Source organism: Burkholderia sp. IT-111MI5, from assembly GCF_949752865.1.
Lineage (GTDB): Bacteria > Pseudomonadota > Gammaproteobacteria > Burkholderiales > Burkholderiaceae > Burkholderia > Burkholderia pyrrocinia_C.
Genome location: NZ_CATKIF010000022.1, coordinates 172331 through 192135 on the forward strand (window position 1 = coordinate 172331; position 19805 = coordinate 192135).

A 19805-nucleotide genomic window follows, 5' to 3' on the forward strand; every position below is an offset into this window, starting at 1 on the left:
TGAACTGCGTGACTTGCCATCAGGCGCGCAAAATATCGCCGGATCGTGCGGCGGTCGGATGAAGCGGGGCTTTCTGTTCTCTGTCAAACGTAACCAAACGCAAGTGACATGAAGCGGTCGCAATGCGGTTGCGCGTCGCGCAACGCAGGTCCGCTCCGTGCGCCGGCGTGCGCGGCCGGATTTTTTTTCGGCTTGGCCCGCGACTATTGGCGTGTGATAAAGGGTTTTCCCTGACCCGGAGCACGACTATGTCGACCCTGGAAGCTCTCCGGTTCGTGCTGGACGATGCACGCACCCCCGAAATCATTCGCCATCACGTCGTCGACGCGCTGCAGTACGCGCTGCGCAACTACGGACAGGTATTTACCGCGAAGGAAGTCGAATGGCTGACGCAGTGGGACGACGCGCGTCTGCCGCTGGCCGCGAGGAAGGAACTGGACAAGCGCGAACCGGCGATCGTCGCGCGCTGAAAAAAAGCCGCCGCGCCCGGCTTGTGCGGACGCGGCGGCAGCGGATGAAGCGACGGCTTACTGGAGCCCGAAGTCGACGCGGGTCGTCGCGCCCTTGTCCTCGATGCCCTTCGCATCGAGCTTCGGTGCGACGACGAACACGCGGCTCGAATCGATCTTTCCTTCGAGGTACTGGCGCACGGCCTGCGCGCGCTGCTGCGCGAGCGCACGCAGCGCGTTGTCGTCGGCCGGTGCGTGATCGGCCAGCGCCTGCTTCATGTCCGCATCGGGCAGCGTCTTCTGCAGGCCGACCAGGTTGCGCGGCTTCTTGAAGTCGGCGGCCTTGTACGCGCGCGTCAGGTATTTGGAATATTCGGCCGGCTCGACCTTCACCGACATCGGATCGATGCTCTCGCCCTGGCCGACCACGTCCTTCAGCTTCTGCTGGCGAACCAGCCGGTCGACATACGCGTCGCGCAGCCCCGGCGTGTCCTTCGCCGGATCGACGCGGCCGATCAGGTCGAGGCGGATCGACGGCTTCTCGGTCAGCATCTTCACGACGGTGTCGAGCTTCTGCTGCTGCGCATCGGTCAGCGCGTACGTGCCCGGCGCGAACTCGACGTAGCCGAGATCCTCGCCGCTGCCGCCGAACGCATTCGCGAGCAGCGTGAACGGCGACGTGACGGCCTTCGCGATCAGGTTCAGCACCGCGTGCCAGATCAGCCCGCCGATGCTGAACTCCGGATTCGACAGCGAACCCGACACCGGCAGGTTCACGTCGATCTGGCCGCGCGTGTTCTTCAGCAGCGAGATCGCGAGCTTCACCGGCAGCTTCGTCGCCGTGTCGTTTTCGACGTGGTCGCCGAACGTGAGCTGGTCGATGAAGATGTGGTTGTTCGCCGTCAACTGGTCGTTCGCGAGCTGGTAGTGCAGGTCGACGTTGAGCTTGCCCTTCGTGATCGGATAGCCGGCGTACTTCGCCGAATACGGCGTCAGGTTGGTCAGCTCGATGTCGTGCGCGGTCGCCGTGAGGTCGAGCGCGGGTTTCTCGATCAGCGGGTTCACCGAGCCCTTGATCGAGATCGGTCCGTTGCCCGCCAGGTTCGCGGCGACATCGACCGGCGCGGACGTCGTCGAATCCGTGCCGAACGCGCCGACCGTGCCCTTGATCGCGATCAGGTTCGCCGTGTAGTTCGGCTTGATGAAGTTGTCGGTGTACGTGACGCGGCCGTTCTGCAGCAGCAGTTCGCCGAAATGCATTCGCACCGGGTGCTGCGGCGGCTGTGCGGCCTTCACGACCGCCGGCGCGGACGCGGCCGGTGCAGCCGAGGCTGCCTGCGCGACGGCCGGCGCCGATGCGGCCTGCGGCGACAGCGGCACCGGCTCGCCCTTGCTTGCGTCGCGCGTCAGCGACTGCGCGGGGCCCGACTCCTTCGCGACGACGTCCTTCAGGTTCAGGCGCCCCTGCGCATCGAGCAGCACGCGGCCGTAGAAGTTCGAGAACGTCACGCGCGCGGCGTCGACGTCGGTGCCCTTCTCGTCGTAGTTCGCCTTCAGGTTCGACAGCGCGAGCGAGCGCCAGCCCGCGAACGGGTCGGACGTCGCCTTGTCGAGCATCCGCACGTCGACGAGCGCGACGTCGCCGCGATAGGTGGCGCGCGGCGTGTCCTTCACCTGCGCGAACGTCAGGTTGCCCTTCGCGTTGAGCAGCGCGCTCGCAATCGTCGTGTTCAGCACGCTGCCGAAATACGGCTCGAACGCAGCCGCGTCGAGGCGGTTGCCGTCGATCTTCAGGCCGAGCTTCAGCGGCTGCGCGGTCACGTCGCCCGCGACGTTCAGCGAGCCCTTGCGGTTCAGCGTCGCCTTCAGTTGCACCGGCAGCGGCTTGGTCAGGTCGTCGCTCAACTTCTGCACCGACAGTTCCAGCGGCTTGATCGCCAGCTTCACCGGGCGCGGCGTCGACAGGTCGGTGAAGTTCGCGGACGAATCCTTCACGTTCAGCGCGTCGATCCGGTAGTGCCACGACGGCGCGGCGGCCTCGGCCTTGCGCGCGACCGTGCGCTTCGGCACCGATGCCTGCGCGGGTTCGGCCAGCGCCGCGAGATCGATCTTGCCGTCCTTCAGGCGCTGCACGTCGAGCGCGAGCCCGCTCGCGTCGACGCTCGCGATCTCCGCGGTGCGCGCGGCGACGTCGACCTTCGTGATCTTCGCGCTCGCGTCGGGCAGCACGATCGCGGGCGCCTTGGCGTCGGGCGTCGCGATCTTCAGCGATTTCAGGCTCACCGTGCTGTCGGCGACCTGCGCGGCGAGCGGCGTCTTGCCCCAGTCGGCCTGTGCGTTGACGGTCGCGCCGAGCGTGCCGTCGAGCACGCGCGCGCGCGTCGCCTCGCCGAGGTACGGCTGCAGCGCCGGTAGCGCGAGCGCGGCGACCGTCAGCTTCGTGCCGGCCTGCTTCGCCGCGAGATTGAAGGCGCCTTCGGCCGTCACGTCGCCGCCGCGCGACAGCGACGTCGACAGCGTGTACTTCGCGGGCGTCTTGCCCTGCAGCGAGAAACCGTCGAGCGTCGCGGCGAGCTTCGTCAGCGACAGCGCGGTCGGCGTCGCCGGCACGCGGTCGTCGACGTTGACCGTGCCGCCGTCGATCGCGAAATGACGGATCGTCAGGTCGAGCGGCGGCGGCTCCTTCGCGGCAGCGGCAGCGGCGGTTTCGGCCTTCGCGCCGCTGGCTGCCGCGGTGGCGGTTTCAGCTTTCGCACCGCTGGCTGCCGCGGCGGCGATTCCGGAAGCGGCCGCGGCCCCCGACGCCGCCGGCTTGCCGGCTTCGGCCTTCGGTGCGGCGCCCGGTTGCGCGGCGAGCTTCTCGACGTTCAGCACGCCCTGCTTGTCGCGCGACAGGTCGACCACCGGCTGGTCGATCCGGATCTCGTCGAAGTGCATCGCATTGCGCAGCGGCTCGAGGCTGGCCGCCGCGACGTGCACGCCGCGCGCGGCGAACAGCGGTGCGGACGCGTGGTCCGTCACCTTTGCGTCGTTCAGGTCGACGGTGCCCGATACACGCAGCGCGGGCTTCTCGCCGCTCATCACGAAATTGACCGTGAGGTTGCTGCTCAGCAGGCCGCTCGTCACGGCCACCGGCAGCTTCGCCGGCACGTACGAGATCAGCTTCGGCACGTCGAGACGGTCGAACTTCAGCGCGATCTCCGACTCGCGCGACTGCGCGAACGGCTTGGTCCTGCCGTCGATCGCGATCGGGCTACCGTCGAAACGCATGCGCAGCTTCGGTTCGACGAAGATGTCGGTCTTCGACGCCAGCGTCGCGATATACGGAATGCCGAGCATCCAGTTGTCGACGACGTGCTTTTCGTTCAGCAGGCGATCGTCGAAATCGATCCGGCCGTCGTTCACCTGGATGTTCGACACCGAGAACTGCGTCGGCTTGCTTTCAGGTTTGGACGGCGTCGAGAACTTCTCGATCAGGTCGGTGAAATTGAAGCGCTGCGCGTCGTAGCGGACGATGTGAAAGCGCGGCGAATCGACGCGGATTTCGTTGACGATCGGCGCGCCGCGGAACAGCGACGACCACGACGGCCTCACGACGAGCTTGCCGATGTCGATGAAGTCGCCCTGGCCGCCGCGCTCGCCGAGGCGGATGCCGTCGGCTTCGAGATTCAGCGTGTACGGGTTCAGCGCGATGCGCTGGATCGTGGCCGGCCGGTCGAGCTGCTTGCTCAACTGCTGTTCGGCGACATGGCGGATCAGCGGCGGCGCCGCGAAGAACCCCAGCAGTCCGAATAAAACGAGGAAGATCAGTACGCCGATGCCGATACGCCGGGTCCGGCGCGAGCGTGCAACGCCGCCGAGGGCATGGAGGGTCGAGGATACGGTTTCTTTGTCTGCGCTTGCCATGCTTGAATATCTCGGGAATGGATGCCGGGCCGCACCGGAAAACCGGGCGGCCGCGCACGCTATCCCGAAAGTATAGGCTCAGGAGGTAACGGTACGGAGGTCGGGCGCCGCCGCCGCGACCGCGGGTCGGGCAACGGCGCCGGTCATCCGTTCATTTCCGGACGACGACGGGCGGCATCCACGAGCCGTCGCTCGCCTGCGGCTTCGGCGCGTACAGGCGCAACGCGAGCGCGAAATCGGTGCGCGGCGCCGGCAGCCAGTTGCCCGCATACGCGCCGCCCGGCGACGCCGACACGACGATGTCGATCGAGCCGTCGTGGTTACGGCGCAGCCGGTCGCGATCGCCGAGCGAGCGGCGCGCCGCGCCGAGGTCGGGCAGCGCGCCGTTCGTCGTGTAGGGCGTGAGCGTCCAGAACGCGCGCGCCGGCGGCAGCGCGCCCGGCGCGAAATGCAGCACGTAGCGGTTCGCGCCGTTCAGCGCATGGCCGTCGCTGTCCACGCGGACGACCGCGAGCGTTTCGTCGTCGCGCGTCGCGGCGCCGAACTGCGTGTAGGCCGCGTACGCGCGCAGCGCGTAATCCTGGCCGTACTTGCCGGCCGTGTCGCCGATCCAGCTCCAGCCGTTCGCGTTCAGCAGGTTCGACGGCGGCGTCGCGAGCCGCGCGCGCGCCTCGGTGACACCCGCCGTCGCGGCCGCGAGGCGGTCGCCCGTCCACAGCACCGGGTAGCCGGCCGACACGCCGATGTCGCCGAGCAATTCCTGCGCGTGCGCGTCGTCGGCCGGCGGCGGGTTGTCCTGCAGCGCCTGCGCGAAGCGCGCGAAGAACGCCTTCGGGTCGAGCGCGGCCACCTGCTCGGCCGGCGTGCCGCCGCCCACCGCCTCGGACGGCGCGCTGCCCGCATGGACCGCGACCGACGCGCCGCGCGCGGCGCCCGTGTAAACGGACAGCGGCAACACGCGGATCGCACGCTGCAGCTTCTTCACGTTCGTGAGATCGCGCCCGCCGCTCGTCTGCAGCCGCACTTCGAGCCACGCATTGCCCGACGGCACGTCGACGCGCTGCACGCCCTTCGGCAGCGTGCCCTGCCAGTCCTTCGCGGCAAAGGCAATCGTTTGCGATCGCGCGGCGCTGCGGGCACCGCGTGCCGGCACGCTCGACGACGACCACAGCACGTTCGTCCACATGTCGAGCGCGCGCGCGTCCCAGTAGCGGCCGCGCGTATCGGGCAGCGTGACGATCACGGGTTCGGCGGCGACGTCGAGCCAGCCGGTCGAGTCGAGCGTGTCGACGCCCGGCAGCGGCGGATTGACCGCGCCGACCGGCGGCAGCGCCTGCGCGTGGCGCAGCGTGTTGAGCGGCGCCTGCCCCGGTTGCGCGCCGTCGCCGCCCGTCGCCGCTTCCTTCGCGACGTCCATCAGCACGAGCGGATACGCATAGATATAGGAGTCGGCGACTTCCGCGCGCATCCAGCCGGTTTTCCGCTGGATCGCATCGGGTTGCGATGCGCATCCCGCAAGCAACGCCGCCATGGCCAGCGACGCGCACGCGCGCCGCAGAGAAACTGATTCTCGTTGGTTTTCAATCATCGATTACTGGCCGAATATCGTTCTTTTCAGTCAACGCCTTGTTCGACTCGCGAACGGCGAAAACAAGGCACGTCAGCTTGCCCGCATGACCGTCTCGCTACGGTGGGCGCTGGTATCAGGCCGGTATCATAGCGCCTAAGGGCATCCCCCAATATGCCGAATAGAGGGCGGAACGGTAATCGCACTGTCGACGAATTCGAAACATTTCGCGCGATTCGCCAAAAAAATGGAGGTATCGAAGCGACGCCGACACGTGCTGGAACGATCCCGGGGCAGAGAGGCCCGCGGTTCGGATTGACGGATGGTGCCATTATTGACACCATCCGTTACGGCAAGCGAATGGAAGATCCTCGAGCAAATGAGGCGCGAGCCCGCCAATCCGGTTCAAGCCATGCCACCTCAAGACACCGTGGCAAGGCGATCCACGACTGAATATCCAGAATGATCGCGGGAAAGCGAAGGCGTATCAGGTGCGGCAGGTTCTCGACGCGATCGATCGACTGAAGGAACAGAAATCATGACCCAAGACCACTTTACGTACCGCGTAACGTGGTCCCCGGAGGACGGGGAGCACGTCGGCCTCTGCGCGGAGTTCCCGTCTCTTTCATGGCTCGACGAAACGCCGGAAGGCGCGCTGGCCGGCATTCGCCGGCTCGTCGCCGATGTCGTGCGCGACATGGCCGCGAGCGGAGAGAAGGTGCCCGAGCCGATCGCCGATCGAACCTACAGCGGTGAATTCAAAGTTCGCATCCCTCCGCAGGCGCACCGCGCGCTGGTGATCCAGGCCGCCGAACAAGGCGTCAGCCTGAATCGTCTCGCTAGCGCCAAGCTCTGCGCCTGATCGCGCAATCGAGCGCAAATGCATGACCGCCCGGCTGCCCGTCTGGAAACCGGGCGTTGGCTTTTCCGGGCCGTAACAACCGGTGCGCATCGAAAGCGTCGCCCCCTTGACCTTCCCATCATGGGAATGTTGATACTGGGATCATTCGCGGCACGAACCGCGCTTTTGGGGAATCCGACATGACTGAACCACTTGCCTCCGCAGCGCTGCAAACCATCGAACTGAGCGTCGACGGCATGCATTGCGGCGGCTGCACGGGCCGCGTGCAGCGCGCGCTGGCCGCCGTGCCGGGCGTCGTCGATGCGGCGGTCGATCTCGACGCGCATACGGCGACGGTGACCGCGCAGGAATCGGTCGAACCCGGCCGGCTCGTCGACGCGGTCGGTGAGGCCGGCTACCGCGCGGCCGTGCGTGAAGCGGCGGTCGAAGCCGTCGCGACCGCGCCTGCGGCGCATGGGCTGCGCGACGAAACGCCGCCCGTTTCGGCGGCTGTGCTTCCTGCGGCTGCGGCCACGATCGAACTCGAAATAGACGGGATGACCTGCGCGTCGTGCGTGTCGCGCGTCGAAAAGGCACTGGCGAAGGTGCCGGGTGTCACGCGGGCGTCGGTCAACCTGGCGACCGAACGCGCCACGGTCGATGCCGCGACCGACGTTTCCGCCGCGCGGCTCGTCGAAGCCGTAAAACAGGCCGGCTATGGCGCGACGCCGGTCGCCGGCGCCGCCGCCATCGCCGTCCGGCCGGCAGAATCCGCCGCCTCCACCGATCTCGAACTCGACATCGGCGGCATGACCTGCGCATCCTGCGCCGGCCACGTCGAAAAGGCGCTGGCCGCCGTGCCGGGCGTCGCACGCGCATCGGTCAACCTTGCAACCGAGCGCGCGTCGGTGCACGGCGCCGGCGCACTCGACGCCGCCACGCTGATCGCGGCGGTCACGACGGCCGGCTACCGCGCATCGCTCGCCGCCGCGCCGTCGGCCGATGCAACGCCCGGCGCAGACGCGCAACCGGCCAGCCCCGCGCAAGATCCCGACGCCCGCAAGCGCCGCGAAGCGGTTCGCGAACGCAACCTCGTGATCTGGTCGGCCGTGCTGAGCGCGCCGCTCGTCGCGCCGATGCTCGTCGCGCCGTTCGGCATCGACCTGATGCTGCCCGGCTGGCTCCAGCTCGCGCTCGCGTCGATCGTGCAGTTCGGCTTCGGCGCGCGCTTCTACCGCGCGGCCTGGCATGCGGTGAAGGCGCGCGCCGGCAACATGGACCTGCTCGTCGCGCTCGGCACGTCGGCCGCGTACGGGCTGAGCCTGTGGATGCTGCTGCGCGATCCCGCGCATCCCGGCCACCTGTATTTCGAGGCGTCGGCCGTCATCGTCACGCTCGTGCGCTTCGGCAAATGGCTCGAATCGCGCGCGAAGCGCCAGACCACCGAGGCGATCCGCGCACTGAACGCGCTGCGTCCCGACCGTGCGCGCGTCGTCGAGCACGGTGTCGAACGCGACGTGCCGCTGTCGCAGGTGCGCGTCGGCACGAACGTCAGCATCCGCCCCGGCGAACGCGTGCCGGTCGACGGCCGGATCGTGTCGGGCCGCTCGCATATCGACGAATCGCTGATCACCGGCGAAAGCCTGCCCGTGCCGAAGGACGACGGCGACGCCGTCACGGCCGGCTCGATCAACGGCGAAGGCGCGCTCGTCGTCGAAACCACCGCGATCGGCGCAGAGACGACGCTCGCACGCATCATCCGCCTCGTCGAATCCGCGCAGGCCGAGAAGGCGCCGATCCAGCGGCTCGTCGATCGCGTCAGCGAAGTGTTCGTACCGGCAATCCTCGGTATCGCGCTGCTGACGCTGGTCGGCTGGCTGATCGCCGGCGCCGGGACGGAAACCGCGATCCTCAACGCGGTCGCGGTGCTCGTCATCGCGTGCCCGTGCGCGCTCGGCCTCGCGACGCCCGCCGCGATCATGGCCGGCACGGGCGTCGCGGCCCGGCACGGCGTGCTGATCAAGGACGCGCAGGCGCTCGAGCTCGCGCAGCGCGCCACCGTGATCGCGTTCGACAAGACCGGCACGCTGACCGAAGGCAAGCCGTCCGTGACGGCGTTCGAAGCCGTCGGCATGCCGCGCGACGAAGCGCTCGCGCTCGCGGCGGCGGTGCAGCGCCAGAGCGACCATCCGCTCGCTCGCGCCGTGGTCGCCGCGCACGATGCGGACGTGGCCTCGCACGGTGCTGCAGCGCCGTCGGCCGTCGCAGCCGATGCGCGCGCGGTGGCCGGACGCGGCGTGGAAGCGCGTGTCGGCGGGCAGTTGCTCGCGCTCGGCAGCACGCGCTGGCGCGACGAGCTCGGCCTGGCAGTGCCGCCGGCGCTCGACGCTCGCGCGGCCGAGCTCGAACGCGCGGGCAACACGATCTCGTGGCTGATGCGCACCGATGCGCCGCGCGCGCTGCTCGCGCTGATCGCGTTCGGCGACACCGTGAAGCCGGGCGCCCGCGCCGCGATCGCGGCGCTGTCGGCGCGAGGCGTCGCGAGCGTGCTCGTGACGGGCGACAACCGCGGCAGCGCGGCGGCCGTCGCGGCGGCGCTCGGCATCGGCGAAGTGCATGCGCAGGTGCTGCCCGACGACAAGGCGCGCGTCGTCGCCGAACTGAAGCGCACGCACGGCGGGATCGTCGCGATGGTCGGCGACGGGATCAACGATGCGCCCGCGCTCGCCGCGGCCGATGTCGGCATCGCGATGGCGACCGGCACGGACGTCGCGATGCACACGGCCGGCATCACGCTGATGCGCGGCGATCCGGCGCTCGTCGCCGACGCGATCGACATCTCCAAACGCACGTACCGGAAGATCCAGCAGAACCTCTTCTGGGCGTTCGTCTACAACCTGGTCGGCGTGCCGCTCGCGGCGCTCGGCTTGCTGAACCCCGTGATCGCGGGCGCGGCGATGGCGTTTTCCAGCGTCAGCGTCGTGACCAACGCACTGCTGCTGCGGAGATGGAAAGGGCGGGCGCGCTGAGGCGTGCTGGTGAACTAGCCGAATGGGCGTTTGGCGTTTGGCGTTTGGCGTTTGGCGTTTGGCGTTTGGCGTTTGGCGTTTGGCGTTTGGCGTTTGGCGTTTGGCGAACAGAAAGGATCGGGAGGGCGGTTTGCGTCGGCCGTCAGCGGCGTGTGTGGAATCGGTCGCACGTGACGACGCAGCGCGGGCCAGCGGATTCAGCCCGGGATAACCGGCTTGATCAATGTCGTCGTGATCGGCGCAAAGCCGCACGCACGATACAACGCGCGGGCCGCCGTGTTGTGATTGAACACCGACAGCCCGATCTCGGTGATGCCGTACCGGCGCGCCTCGGCATCGAGCGCATCGAGCGCGCGCGTGGCCCAGCCCTGGCGGCGCCGGGACGGGACGATGTCGAGATCGTAGATGAACAGCGTTCGGTTCGGCCCTTCGGGCACGATCGCGTACCAGAGGTCGCCCACCGCGTCGCCGGTGGCGCCGTCGATGAGCATGACGAGTGTCTGGCCGGATGTCCGCAGGCCGTCCGGCAGCAGCGTGTCGAAACAGGCGCGCGCACGATCGGCCGCGTCTTCGACAGCATTTTGTCCGGATGAAACGAGATCGCGCGCGTAGCCGTCGATGGCTCGCGTGCGGTACGCGTGGAATTCGCCGGCCGTCATCGGCCGCATCTGCAGCATGGCCCGGTCGCCGTGAAGGGAATCAGACTTCCAGTGTAGCGGGACCGTCGCGCCGGCGCGCGATGCGGCGGCGGAAAGCGGGCAGGCAGGTACGGCAGGCGCCGCGCTGAATCAGCGAATCAGCGAATCAGCGAATCAGCGAATCAGCGAATCAGCGAATCAGCGAATCAGCGAATCAGCGAATCAGCGAATCAGCGAATCAGCGACGATACAGGACGATCGGCACGAGATGCGCACGGCGCACGCGCTCGGCTTCGACATGACGTGCAGCGTACGAGTATTCCGCGTCGAGCGGCAGGTGCGGCGATACGAACAGGTCGTCGATCTTTTGCAGCAGGGCAAGGATGAAGCTCATGTGAGACTCCTGACGGTTGTGTCTAGGGTTTTCCCTTAGACGGACTCCATTCTAAGGGTTTTCCCTGAACTCTGCCAGTACACCGCATCAGTTTGCCGCACGCGCGCCGCCACCGATCGCAGGCGCGGAACGGCGATCCTTGCCCCGTCGGGCTTCCAGGATAGGGTCGGAACGATCAGCGCGTGCGGCGGGCACGCTTCGCGACGGCCGCGTCGCGGTTCGCATTGCGCTGAAGCCGGTCGACCTGCGACAGGAGCGCTTCGTGGTGCTCCTCGAGCGTCAACAACGTCGCCTGCTGCGTCGACAGATCGGCCGCCAGGCGATCGATCCGCTGCTGCTTGGCGGCCGCGTCCTGCTTCAGGTGCGCGATCTGCCGCGTTTGCAGCATCAGCGCGACGAGCCCCGCCAGCACGACGACGGCCAGCGCCAGCAACAGGCGGTTGACGCGGCGCATCTCGCGATCGGCCGCGCGCGTCAAACCGTCCATGTCGGCCTGCAACGCGGCGAGCCGGTCGGTCAGCGGACGCAGGTGCGTGTCAGGATCGAAGGCCGGCGCTGCCGGCTGCGTGCGTTCCGACGACGGCTTCGTCACGAAGGACGCGGCCGAAGCGACAGGCTGCGTGACCGGCAACGGCGAGGCGTGGGTCGGGGCAGCGTCACGGATGTTCGCGGGGGTCGCGGGGGTCGCCGGCTCGACCGGTTGCGCCGGCGTCTGCGGCTCGACTGTCGAAGCGGCGTCCGGCGCCGGGTTCGATCCGGTCGCGTCCGGCGCCTTGTCGACGCTCGTCGCAACCGGCGCGGATTGCACCGGCGTCGCGTCGCTTGCGCCGGCAGCCGCCCGGCGTTTGCCGCCCGACGACGAGCGGCGCTCCTTCACTGCGTCACCGGAAGATCGCCCTTCGCGGGATTTGACGGCCGCGACGCTGGCCGCCGCTTCGACAGCAGCTTTCGCGCCTTCGCCATCAGCCGCTTGCCGATCGGCCGTCTTTGCCGCGGCGACATCTGCCGCTTGCAGTCCGGTTGCCGTCACTGTTGCGCCATCGGCCACAGACAAATCGGCCGCCTTCGTTGCAACGCCATCGGCCGCATGCACATCGGCTGCCTTCGCTGCAACGCCATCGGCCGCAGGCACATCGTCGACCTTCATCGCAACGCCATCAGCCGCAGTCACACCGTCCGCTTTCACAGTAGCGCCGCCTTCAGGCGCCGAAACACCGTCAACCGCCACCGCGACTTCCGGCTTCACCGCGCCGTCAGCTTCCGCATGTCCCGCCGCACTCGCAGCCTCCGGCGCGCTGAACCCGTCCAGCGAGGCCTGCCGCCCGGCGGCCGCATCGTCCGCGACACCGGCCGCCGCTTCGGCTTCCGCAGCCGCTTCGTCGCGCGCCGTGACCGGCACCCGCTCGCCCGGCTCGAGCACCGGATCGCCGAACAGGTCGAGCGTCAGTTCGTCCCGCGACGCATCGCCGGTCGGCGCGCTGCCGGGCCGCGACGTCGCCCTCGCGGACGCGCTGCCCGCGGCAGCCGCCGAGCGCAGGCGGGAACGGGCCGACGAACGATTGGAACGGGAACGGGAGCGAGGCGTGGAAACGGATTCGGTCATGGAGATCGGATTGCGGGGCCCGCGAGCGCGGAACCGGAAGTCGAACGGAATCGGTGGCCGGCCATTGTCGCACGCCCCGCAACCGATTCAGCCTATTCGTCGCCCGACAACCCGTTCCCTTCTTCGAAACGCGTGACGCCCCGCATCGCGCGCAGCTTGTCGCAGATCGCCCGGTATTCGAGTTCCGACACCCGCGCGAGCGCGATGCGCACCTCGTCGTGCTCGCCCGTGTCGTCGGCGCGCTGCACGATGAACTGCTTCACGCGCGCGCTGTCGGGGCCGAGCGCCGCGTGCAGCGAATCGAATGTCAGCGCGCCGCTCACCACCGTCAGCGCAAGCTGGCGCCGCTGGCGCACCGTGAAATAGCGCCGCTCCAGCGGCTTGATGCCGGCCAGGATGATCAGGATGATGATCGTCGCCGAAATCGACGCGACATAGAGCCCGCCGCCCACCGCGAGGCCGATCGCGGCGACCGACCACAGGCTCGCGGCCGTCGTCAGCCCGCGCACGATCTCGCCGCGCAGCAGGATCGAGCCCGCGCCGAGGAAGCCGATACCCGACACGACCTGCGCGGCGATCCGCGACGGATCGAGCACGATGTGCTCGCTGCTGCCGAGCACGTCGGCGAAACCGAACGCCGACACGATCATGATCAGCGTCGAGCCAACGCACACGAGCATGTGCGTGCGCAGGCCGGCCGCCCACGACAGGCGCTCGCGCTCGAAGCCGATGACGCTGCCGAGCGCCGCCGCGAGAACGAGCCGCATCACGAGTTCCAGGTTGCTGAGCATCCGATTTATCTCCTTTTTCTGGTGCCGGCCGCGCGGAATGTTTTATCCTTGGCCCCGGCCGCGCCGATCCGGGCCGCGCCGACACGTTTCGAACCAAGCGCTCAACCCCGTCATGTCCGTTTCCGACTCCGCTTCCGCCCAGGCCGCCCAGCTGCGCCACCATTTCGCGCACGTCGTCTTGCCGATCTGGCGGGGTTCCGGGTTCGACCACACGTTGCGGCTGCCGTTCGAGGCCGTCGATCCGGCCACCCACGCGCCGCTGCCCGTCACCCGTTATCGCGCAATGGCCTGCGCGCGGCAACTGTTCGTGTTCGCGCAGGCCGGCGACACAGCACACGCGGCCACGCTGTTCGACGCGCTGTGCAGCCGCTTCCGCGACACGCGCCACGGCGGCTGGATCTACAGCGTCGACGCACAGGGCGCGCCGCTCGATACCACCAAGGATCTCTATACGCATGCGTTCATCGTGTTCGCGTGCGCCGCATGGCATGCGGCGTCGGGCGACGCCGCCGCGCGCGCGGTGGCCGAAGAAACCGCTGCGCTGATCCAGGACCGCTTCCCGCCGCGCCACGGCGACGCGCTGCTCGATGCGGCGCGCCACGCCGATTTCTCGTCATCCGGCAGCGGCGCGCTGCAGAATCCGCTGATGCACCTGACCGAAGCGTGGCTCGCGGCCGCCGACGCCTTCGGCGACGCGGCGTTCGACGATGCGCTCGCACGCACCGCGCAGGCCGTCGAGCGCACGTTCGTCGACGTGACAACCGGCTGCGTGGCCGAGCTGCCGCTCGGGGCGGCCGACAACCGTTTCGAGCCCGGCCATCAATTCGAGTGGTTCTATCTGGTCGATGCGGCCGGCGCACGGCTCGCGCAGACCGGGCTCCCCGACGCGCTGTCGCGCGCGTTCACGTTCGCGGAGCAATACGGCGTCGATGCGCAGACGGGCGGCGTCTGCGCGGCGCTCGACGCGCAAGGCGCGTGCATCGACGGCACGCAGCGGATCTGGGCGCAGACCGAGTACCTGCGCGCGCTCGCGACGCACGGCGGCACGCCGGCGTCCGCGCCGCTCGCGCGGCAGATCGAGCGCTTCGCCGCGCGCTTCCTGCATCCGCGCGGCTGGTTCGAGTGCAAGACGGCGGACGGGCAGGTGTCGCGCGCCGACATGCCGTCGACGACGCCCTACCATCTCGCGACCGCCTACGCGGCGCTGCCGGCCGGTTCGTAACCCGCGTCGGCAAACGACGGCGCCGCGCGTTCGCCGCGCGCATCGCCGAGTTCGAACACCGACACCGCCTGCATCAGGTGCGCGGTCTGGTCGTTCAGCGACGCGGCCGCCGCCGCGACTTGCTCCACCAGCGCCGCGTTCTGCTGCGTTAGCTGATCCATCTGCGTGACGGCCTGGTTCACCTGCTCGATCCCGACGCTCTGCTCGACCGACGCGGCCGTGATCTCGGACATCGTCTGCACGACGCGCGTGATCGATGCCGACACCGTCCGCATCGCATCGCCGGCGCGCTCGACGAGTTCCGCGCCGCCGTTGATCTGCGCGACCGAATCCTCGATCAGCACCTTGATCTCCTTCGCCGATTGCGCGCTGCGCTGCGCGAGCGAGCGCACTTCGCCCGCGACGACCGCGAAGCCGCGCCCCTGTTCGCCGGCCCGCGCGGCCTCGACCGCGGCGTTCAGCGCGAGGATGTTGGTCTGGAATGCGATGCCGTCGATCACCGAGATGATCTCCGCGATCCGCCCCGAACTCTGCGCGATGCCGCGCATCCGGTCGATCACGCTGTCGACCACGCCGCCGCCGTGGCTCGTCGCTTCGAGCGCCGCGTCGGCCAGCGCGCTGGCCGCGCGTGCGCTGTCGGTGTTCTGCCGGACGGTCGCCGTCAATTCCTCCATGCTCGCGGCCGTTTCCTCGAGCGATGCGGCCTGCGTGCCCGTGCGCGCCGACAGGTCGGCGTTGCCCCCCGCGATCTCGCCCGCGCCGAGGTGGATCGCATCGGACGCGTGGCGCACCGTGCGCACGGTGCCCGCGATGCTCGTCTGCATCGCGGCGAGGCCGCGCAGCATCCGGTCGATCTCGAATACGCCGCCCGCCCGCACGGCTTCGTCCAGCCGGCCCTGCGCGATCCGCTCGAAATGGCGGCCCGCTTCATCCAGCGGCGCGACGACCGCGCGCCGCGCGGCTGCGTAGATCGCCGCGCTCGCCGCGAGCATCGCCACCAGCAGCGCGATGCCGACCGACTTGAACCAGAGTATGCCGCCGTCGATCGTGTCGAGCGCCGTGCGGCTCGATGCGCTGCCGTATTCGGCGAAGCGATGCAGTTCGGCGATGTAGGCATCCTGGATGCCTTGCGTCGGCTGGTCGAGGAAGGCCTGGATGTTGTCGGCGTCGAGGAACTGCACGAGTTCGCCAAGCGCGCCGCGCAGCGCGCGATAGCGCTCCGCGAGCGCCGCGACGCGCGTGCGGTTCGTGTCGTCGACCGGCTGCGCGGCCGTCAGCGCGGCGAACGCCTTGTCCGCGTCGGCAAGCGAAGCGCCGGCATGGCGGATGATGTCCTCCGGCTTCGGGCCGCCGCGCACCATCCGCGTGCCGGCGCGCGACAGGTTGATGCGCGCGTCGAGCAGGTGCTCGGTCGCCTGGTTGGCCGCGTTGACCTGCGCGATCGCGACGTTCGACAGATCGTCGACGCCGCTGCGCGTCGACGCGAGCGCCCGGAAGCCGAGCGCTTCGATCGCGAACAGGAAGAGGCAAAACACGGTCAACACGCCGAGCAGACCCGACGCGAGCTTGATTTTTCCGAACATGGGGAGATTCCTGGAGAGCGGACGATGAGGCAATGCCCCGGCATTAGCGGCATTTCTTCGTCGGACTTTAGGAGCGGGTACTCAGGTGCGGCCGGCAAGGTGCGGCCGGCAAGGTGCGGCCAGCAACGCGAGCCAGTGACGCGCTTCGCTCGCGCATTCCCGTCGAATCGCCCGCAAACAAGAACATCTCCTGCATTCGACGCAATAATCGCGTCACATCGCGCCGGCAATTGCAGGAATCGCGGACGAATTTCCTTGCTTATCCTCAGCCCCCTTCCTAGAGTTCAGCGCAAGCGGGCACTCATTTCGAGGGAAGGCGATGACCGACATCACGGACCACGCGCGCGGCGCATTGCGTGCGCAACCGTTCAGCATGCTGCTGGGCACGGAGCTGATGCATATCGGCGACAACGAGGTGTCGCTGTGCCTGCACGTGCGCGACGAGCTGCGGCAGCAGCACGGTTTCGTGCACGGCGGCGTCATCAGCTATCTCGCCGACAACGCGCTGACGTTCGCCGGCGCGCTCGTGCTCGGCCCGCGCGTGATCACGGCCGAATACAAGATCAACTACCTGCGGCCGGCCGTGAACGGCACGCTCGTCGCCCGCGCGAAGCTCGTCTACGCGGGCCGGCACCAGGCAACCTGCCAGTGTCATGTGTTCGTCATCGACGGCGATCACGAGCGGCTCGTCGCGATCGCGCAAGGCACGATCAACCGCGTCGGCGACGGCAAGATGCCGGATACGCCTGAAGAAACGGCCTGATGAAACCGCCTGAACACGGCCCGAGCGGTCGGCATCCGATACCGCGCAACGGCGCGCCTCCGCGCCGCTAACCCGCGTCGTCTGCCGTCAGCGGCAGAAACCGCGGCGCCACGCGCGCCCGCACGTTGCCGTTCTCGTCGGTCCGATAGATCCCGCGCGCCGCGTTGTGCGGATGCCGCGCCGCGTCGGCCACGCTCAATACCGGCGCGAAACACGCGTCGGTGCCCTCCAGCAGCGCGCGCCAGTGCGCGGACGGCTGCTGCGCGAACACGTCGGCGAAACGCGCCTTCAGCGCGGGCCAGCGCGCGCGGTCGTACTGCGACGCCGGATCGACGTCGGTCAGCCCGAGCCGTTCGACCAGCAGCGCATAGAACGGCGGCTCGAGCGCGCCGATCGTCACGCATTCGCCGTCCGCGCAGCGATACACGTCGTAGAACGGCGCGTCATGAAAGAGGCTCGGCTGCGCGCCGTCGAGCTGCCCGTTCGCACGCGCCCACAGCGCGAGCGAACCGAGCATCGACACGATGTCGACGATCGCGCCGTCGACCACGCGCCCCGGCCCGCCGCCGCGCACGTCGAACAGCGCGCAGACGATCCCGAACGCGAGCCCGAGCGCGCCGCCCGCATCGCCGACGACGGTCGGCGGCAGGCCCGGCCTGCCGTCGTTCGGTGCCGATAGCGACAGCAGCCCCGTCAGCGCGACATAGTTCAGGTCGTGCCCGGCCGCGGCCGCGAGCGGGCCGTGCTGGCCCCAGCCGGTCATCCGCCCGTACACGAGCTTCGGGTTGCGGCGTGCGCAATCTTCGGGCCCGAGGCCGAGCCGCTCCATCACGCCGGGCCGCAGCCCCTCGATCAGCGCATCGGCCTGCGCGATCAGTTCGAGCGCGGCGTCGCGGCCGGCCGCCGCCTTCAAATCGAGCTCGACGATCGCCTTGCCTTCGCGCAGCAGGTCGCCGTCGCGGCCCCGCAGCGCGTCCGGCGCGCTCGTGCGGCCGGATGGCCGCGCGATCAGCGTGATCCGCGCGCCCATCCCGGCGAGCATCCAGCCCGCGAGCGGGCCGGGGCCGAGACCTTCGAATTCGACGATGTGGATGCCGGCAAGCGGCGCGTTCAATGGCATTGCGACCTCGCTGAAATGCAACCGGGACAGGGGCAAGGAAACGCATCGATTCTATGCGAATGCGTGCAACGGGCACGGCACGAACGATGGCCGGGCCGATACACGGATCGATGTCCCGGCCGCATCGCCATCGCTCGCCCTCGATCGCCGTCAGGCACCGGCACTCGCCCGATGCCGGCAAGGCCCGGCGCACGGGCCGGCCTCGCGCGGCTAGCCGGCCGCCTCGTCGGCGCGCTCGGCCAGCGCTTCCCGCATCGCCCGCACGATCGCGTCGCGATGCGCGTCGATCCGCTCGACGGGCCCGGCCACGCCCATCGCCAGCGGCAGACCGTTCCAGCCGTCCGCGATCACCATCGAGACCATCGCGGCGCCCTGCGTCACCGTATGCGCCGAATATGAATAGCCGATCCGGCGCGTCTGCTCGACCTTGTCCAGCACGATGTCCTCGTCGATCGTCCTGCCCGACTTCCCGAACCGCCGGATGCTGCGCGCCACGAGCCGGCGGATCGTGCTGTCCGGCTGGATGCTCAGCAGCGCCCAGCCGAGGCTCGACATGCAGATCTCGCGGCGCGTGCCGATCGGCGCATAGAACTGGATCGGAATCCTATGGGAGCCCGCGACCGCGTCGATGTACTGCACGTACAGATCGCTCTGCACCGCGATCACGACCGCCTCGTGCGTGCGGGCCGCCAGTCGCATCGCGACGGCGTGCCAGTGTCGCCGGCTGCCTGCCGCCGAATCGACGAGCGCTTCGCCGAGATTGACGAGCCGCGCGGTGGGCGCATAGGCGTGCGTCGCGTCGTCGTACGCGAGATAGCCGAGCGCCTTCATGCTGGTCAGCAGCGCCGCCGCGCTCGACCCCGGATAGCCGCAGCGCGTGGCGATCTCGCGCACGCTCAGCGGCCGCTGCAATGTGCTGAAGAGTTCCAGCACCTCGAACACGCGCGCCGCGCTCTTGACCACGTTTCCGCTCATCCCGCCTCTCCGCACGCAACCGGGACGGGGCCTTCCACATATGTGGAATGGAATTTCCCGCCGCCAACCGTCGTGACGATACTAGGCTTCGACCCGCGGCGTGAAGTCCCGCGGCACAGAACTCACGGAGACACCATGGCAGCCTTTCTGATCCGCGAACGGCAGGGACCGATCCTGACCGTCACGATGAACCGTCCCGAAACCCGCAACGCCATTTCGGACACCGATGCGATCGACGCGCTGACCGAATGCTGCGACGACGCGAACCGCGACGAATCGATCCGCGTGCTGATCCTGACCGGCGCCGGCGCGGCGTTTTCGTCGGGCGGCAACGTGAAGACGATGCGCGCGTTCATCGAATCGGACCCGCACGATCTCGCGGCGATCCGGACGAGCTATCGCCGCGGCATACAGCGCGTGGCGCACGCGTTCCAGCAGCTCGAAGTGCCGGCCATCGCGGCGGTCAACGGCCCGGCCATCGGCGCCGGCACCGATCTCGCATGCATGTGCGACATCCGCATTGCCGCCGACAGCGCACGCTTCGCCGAGAGCTTCATCACGCTCGGCCTCGTGCCGGGCGACGGCGGCGCGTGGTTCCTGCCGCAGATCGTCGGCGCCGCCGTCGCCGCGGAAATGTCGTTCACGGGCGACGCGCTGGACGCACAGGCGGCGCTGCGCTGCGGGCTCGTGTCGCGCGTCGTTCCCGACGGCGACCTCCTCGCGCACGCGCACGAACTGGCCGGCCGCATCGCCCGCCACTCGGGCACCGCGTTGCGCCTGACCAAGCGGCTGCTGCGCGAAGGCCGGCACGCGAGCCTCGACACGCTGCTCGACCTGTCGGCCTCGTACCAGGCGTTCGCGCACGCCACACCCGAACATCGCGCGGCGGTGAACGCGCTGTTCGCCGCGCGCGGCTGAACCGGC

15 protein-coding genes are annotated in these 19805 nt (G+C 69.1%); 6 read left to right on the top strand and 9 right to left on the bottom strand.

What is annotated here, in order from left to right:
- The first annotated feature begins 248 nt into the window (after positions 1-248).
- Positions 249-470: a hypothetical protein gene (locus ACM6JT_RS19145; RefSeq protein WP_034181647.1), complete on the top strand. Its 222-nt coding sequence runs from the start codon at positions 249-251 to the stop codon at positions 468-470.
- A gap of 57 nt (positions 471-527) precedes the next feature.
- On the opposite strand, the gene ACM6JT_RS19150 is transcribed toward ACM6JT_RS19145, so the two are convergent.
- Both ACM6JT_RS19150 and ACM6JT_RS19155 read right to left on the bottom strand, forming a co-directional pair.
- Positions 528-4355 carry a DUF748 domain-containing protein gene (locus ACM6JT_RS19150; RefSeq protein WP_414857061.1) on the bottom strand — a complete coding sequence of 1276 codons (3828 nt, stop codon included), beginning with the start codon at positions 4353-4355 and terminating at the stop codon, positions 528-530.
- A 151-nt stretch (positions 4356-4506) separates the two neighbouring features.
- A complete protein-coding gene (locus ACM6JT_RS19155; protein WP_414857062.1) occupies positions 4507-5943 on the bottom strand; it encodes a DUF1254 domain-containing protein in 1437 nt (478 codons plus the stop codon).
- Between the two features lie 517 nt (positions 5944-6460).
- Between ACM6JT_RS19155 and ACM6JT_RS19160 the strand changes: the two genes are divergently transcribed.
- Both ACM6JT_RS19160 and ACM6JT_RS19165 read left to right on the top strand, forming a co-directional pair.
- Positions 6461-6784: a type II toxin-antitoxin system HicB family antitoxin gene (locus ACM6JT_RS19160; protein ID WP_414857063.1), complete on the top strand. Its 324-nt coding sequence runs from the start codon at positions 6461-6463 to the stop codon at positions 6782-6784.
- A 179-nt stretch (positions 6785-6963) separates the two neighbouring features.
- Positions 6964-9792 carry a heavy metal translocating P-type ATPase gene (locus ACM6JT_RS19165; RefSeq protein WP_414857064.1) on the top strand — a complete coding sequence of 943 codons (2829 nt, stop codon included), beginning with the start codon at positions 6964-6966 and terminating at the stop codon, positions 9790-9792.
- Positions 9793-9989: 197 nt separating this feature from the next.
- On the opposite strand, the gene ACM6JT_RS19170 is transcribed toward ACM6JT_RS19165, so the two are convergent.
- The 4 genes from ACM6JT_RS19170 to ACM6JT_RS19185 form a co-directional block, all read right to left on the bottom strand.
- On the bottom strand, positions 9990-10469 hold the full coding sequence (locus ACM6JT_RS19170; protein WP_105390546.1) for a GNAT family N-acetyltransferase: 480 nt from the start codon (positions 10467-10469) through the stop codon (positions 9990-9992).
- A 199-nt stretch (positions 10470-10668) separates the two neighbouring features.
- The gene (locus ACM6JT_RS19175; protein ID WP_165948122.1) at positions 10669-10824 is read right to left on the bottom strand and encodes a hypothetical protein; all 156 of its coding nucleotides are present in this window, start codon (positions 10822-10824) and stop codon (positions 10669-10671) included.
- Positions 10825-10999: 175 nt separating this feature from the next.
- Positions 11000-12427 carry a flagellar hook-length control protein FliK gene (locus ACM6JT_RS19180; RefSeq protein WP_414857065.1) on the bottom strand — a complete coding sequence of 476 codons (1428 nt, stop codon included), beginning with the start codon at positions 12425-12427 and terminating at the stop codon, positions 11000-11002.
- 92 nt (positions 12428-12519) lie between these two features.
- Positions 12520-13218 (bottom strand): MgtC/SapB family protein, encoded by a 699-nt coding sequence (locus tag ACM6JT_RS19185; RefSeq protein ID WP_414857066.1) that lies wholly within the window; start codon positions 13216-13218, stop codon positions 12520-12522.
- Between the two features lie 112 nt (positions 13219-13330).
- Here ACM6JT_RS19185 and ACM6JT_RS19190 point away from each other — a divergent pair, with 112 nt between their 5' ends.
- On the top strand, positions 13331-14440 hold the full coding sequence (locus ACM6JT_RS19190; protein WP_414857067.1) for an AGE family epimerase/isomerase: 1110 nt from the start codon (positions 13331-13333) through the stop codon (positions 14438-14440).
- Here ACM6JT_RS19190 and ACM6JT_RS19195 read toward each other — a convergent pair.
- Complete coding sequence (locus tag ACM6JT_RS19195; RefSeq protein WP_414857068.1) at positions 14413-16023, bottom strand: methyl-accepting chemotaxis protein; 1611 nt, start codon at positions 16021-16023, stop codon at positions 14413-14415. The two genes, ACM6JT_RS19190 and ACM6JT_RS19195, sit on opposite strands and share 28 nt — an antisense overlap.
- Before the next feature lie 319 nt (positions 16024-16342).
- Here ACM6JT_RS19195 and ACM6JT_RS19200 point away from each other — a divergent pair, with 319 nt between their 5' ends.
- Positions 16343-16786, top strand: coding sequence for a PaaI family thioesterase (locus tag ACM6JT_RS19200; protein ID WP_034181638.1), 444 nt, complete (start codon positions 16343-16345; stop codon positions 16784-16786).
- Positions 16787-16853: 67 nt separating this feature from the next.
- Here ACM6JT_RS19200 and ACM6JT_RS19205 read toward each other — a convergent pair whose 3' ends face one another.
- Positions 16854-17906: a CaiB/BaiF CoA transferase family protein gene (locus ACM6JT_RS19205; protein ID WP_034181822.1), complete on the bottom strand. Its 1053-nt coding sequence runs from the start codon at positions 17904-17906 to the stop codon at positions 16854-16856.
- Between the two features lie 210 nt (positions 17907-18116).
- Positions 18117-18881 (bottom strand): IclR family transcriptional regulator, encoded by a 765-nt coding sequence (locus ACM6JT_RS19210; RefSeq protein WP_414857069.1) that lies wholly within the window; start codon positions 18879-18881, stop codon positions 18117-18119.
- A gap of 135 nt (positions 18882-19016) precedes the next feature.
- Between ACM6JT_RS19210 and ACM6JT_RS19215 the strand changes: the two genes are divergently transcribed.
- Positions 19017-19799, top strand: coding sequence for a crotonase/enoyl-CoA hydratase family protein (locus ACM6JT_RS19215; RefSeq protein ID WP_034181636.1), 783 nt, complete (start codon positions 19017-19019; stop codon positions 19797-19799).
- Positions 19800-19805 lie beyond the last annotated feature (6 nt).

Coding starts and splice junctions, on each gene's coding strand:
- ACM6JT_RS19145 (WP_034181647.1), top strand. CDS start 249: ATGTCGACCCTGGAAGCTCTCCGGTTCGTGCTGGACGATGCACGCACC.
- ACM6JT_RS19150 (WP_414857061.1), bottom strand. CDS start 4,355: ATGGCAAGCGCAGACAAAGAAACCGTATCCTCGACCCTCCATGCCCTC.
- ACM6JT_RS19155 (WP_414857062.1), bottom strand. CDS start 5,943: ATGATTGAAAACCAACGAGAATCAGTTTCTCTGCGGCGCGCGTGCGCG.
- ACM6JT_RS19160 (WP_414857063.1), top strand. CDS start 6,461: ATGACCCAAGACCACTTTACGTACCGCGTAACGTGGTCCCCGGAGGAC.
- ACM6JT_RS19165 (WP_414857064.1), top strand. CDS start 6,964: ATGACTGAACCACTTGCCTCCGCAGCGCTGCAAACCATCGAACTGAGC.
- ACM6JT_RS19170 (WP_105390546.1), bottom strand. CDS start 10,469: ATGCTGCAGATGCGGCCGATGACGGCCGGCGAATTCCACGCGTACCGC.
- ACM6JT_RS19175 (WP_165948122.1), bottom strand. CDS start 10,824: ATGAGCTTCATCCTTGCCCTGCTGCAAAAGATCGACGACCTGTTCGTA.
- ACM6JT_RS19180 (WP_414857065.1), bottom strand. CDS start 12,427: ATGACCGAATCCGTTTCCACGCCTCGCTCCCGTTCCCGTTCCAATCGT.
- ACM6JT_RS19185 (WP_414857066.1), bottom strand. CDS start 13,218: ATGCTCAGCAACCTGGAACTCGTGATGCGGCTCGTTCTCGCGGCGGCG.
- ACM6JT_RS19190 (WP_414857067.1), top strand. CDS start 13,331: ATGTCCGTTTCCGACTCCGCTTCCGCCCAGGCCGCCCAGCTGCGCCAC.
- ACM6JT_RS19195 (WP_414857068.1), bottom strand. CDS start 16,023: ATGTTCGGAAAAATCAAGCTCGCGTCGGGTCTGCTCGGCGTGTTGACC.
- ACM6JT_RS19200 (WP_034181638.1), top strand. CDS start 16,343: ATGACCGACATCACGGACCACGCGCGCGGCGCATTGCGTGCGCAACCG.
- ACM6JT_RS19205 (WP_034181822.1), bottom strand. CDS start 17,906: ATGCCATTGAACGCGCCGCTTGCCGGCATCCACATCGTCGAATTCGAA.
- ACM6JT_RS19210 (WP_414857069.1), bottom strand. CDS start 18,881: ATGAGCGGAAACGTGGTCAAGAGCGCGGCGCGCGTGTTCGAGGTGCTG.
- ACM6JT_RS19215 (WP_034181636.1), top strand. CDS start 19,017: ATGGCAGCCTTTCTGATCCGCGAACGGCAGGGACCGATCCTGACCGTC.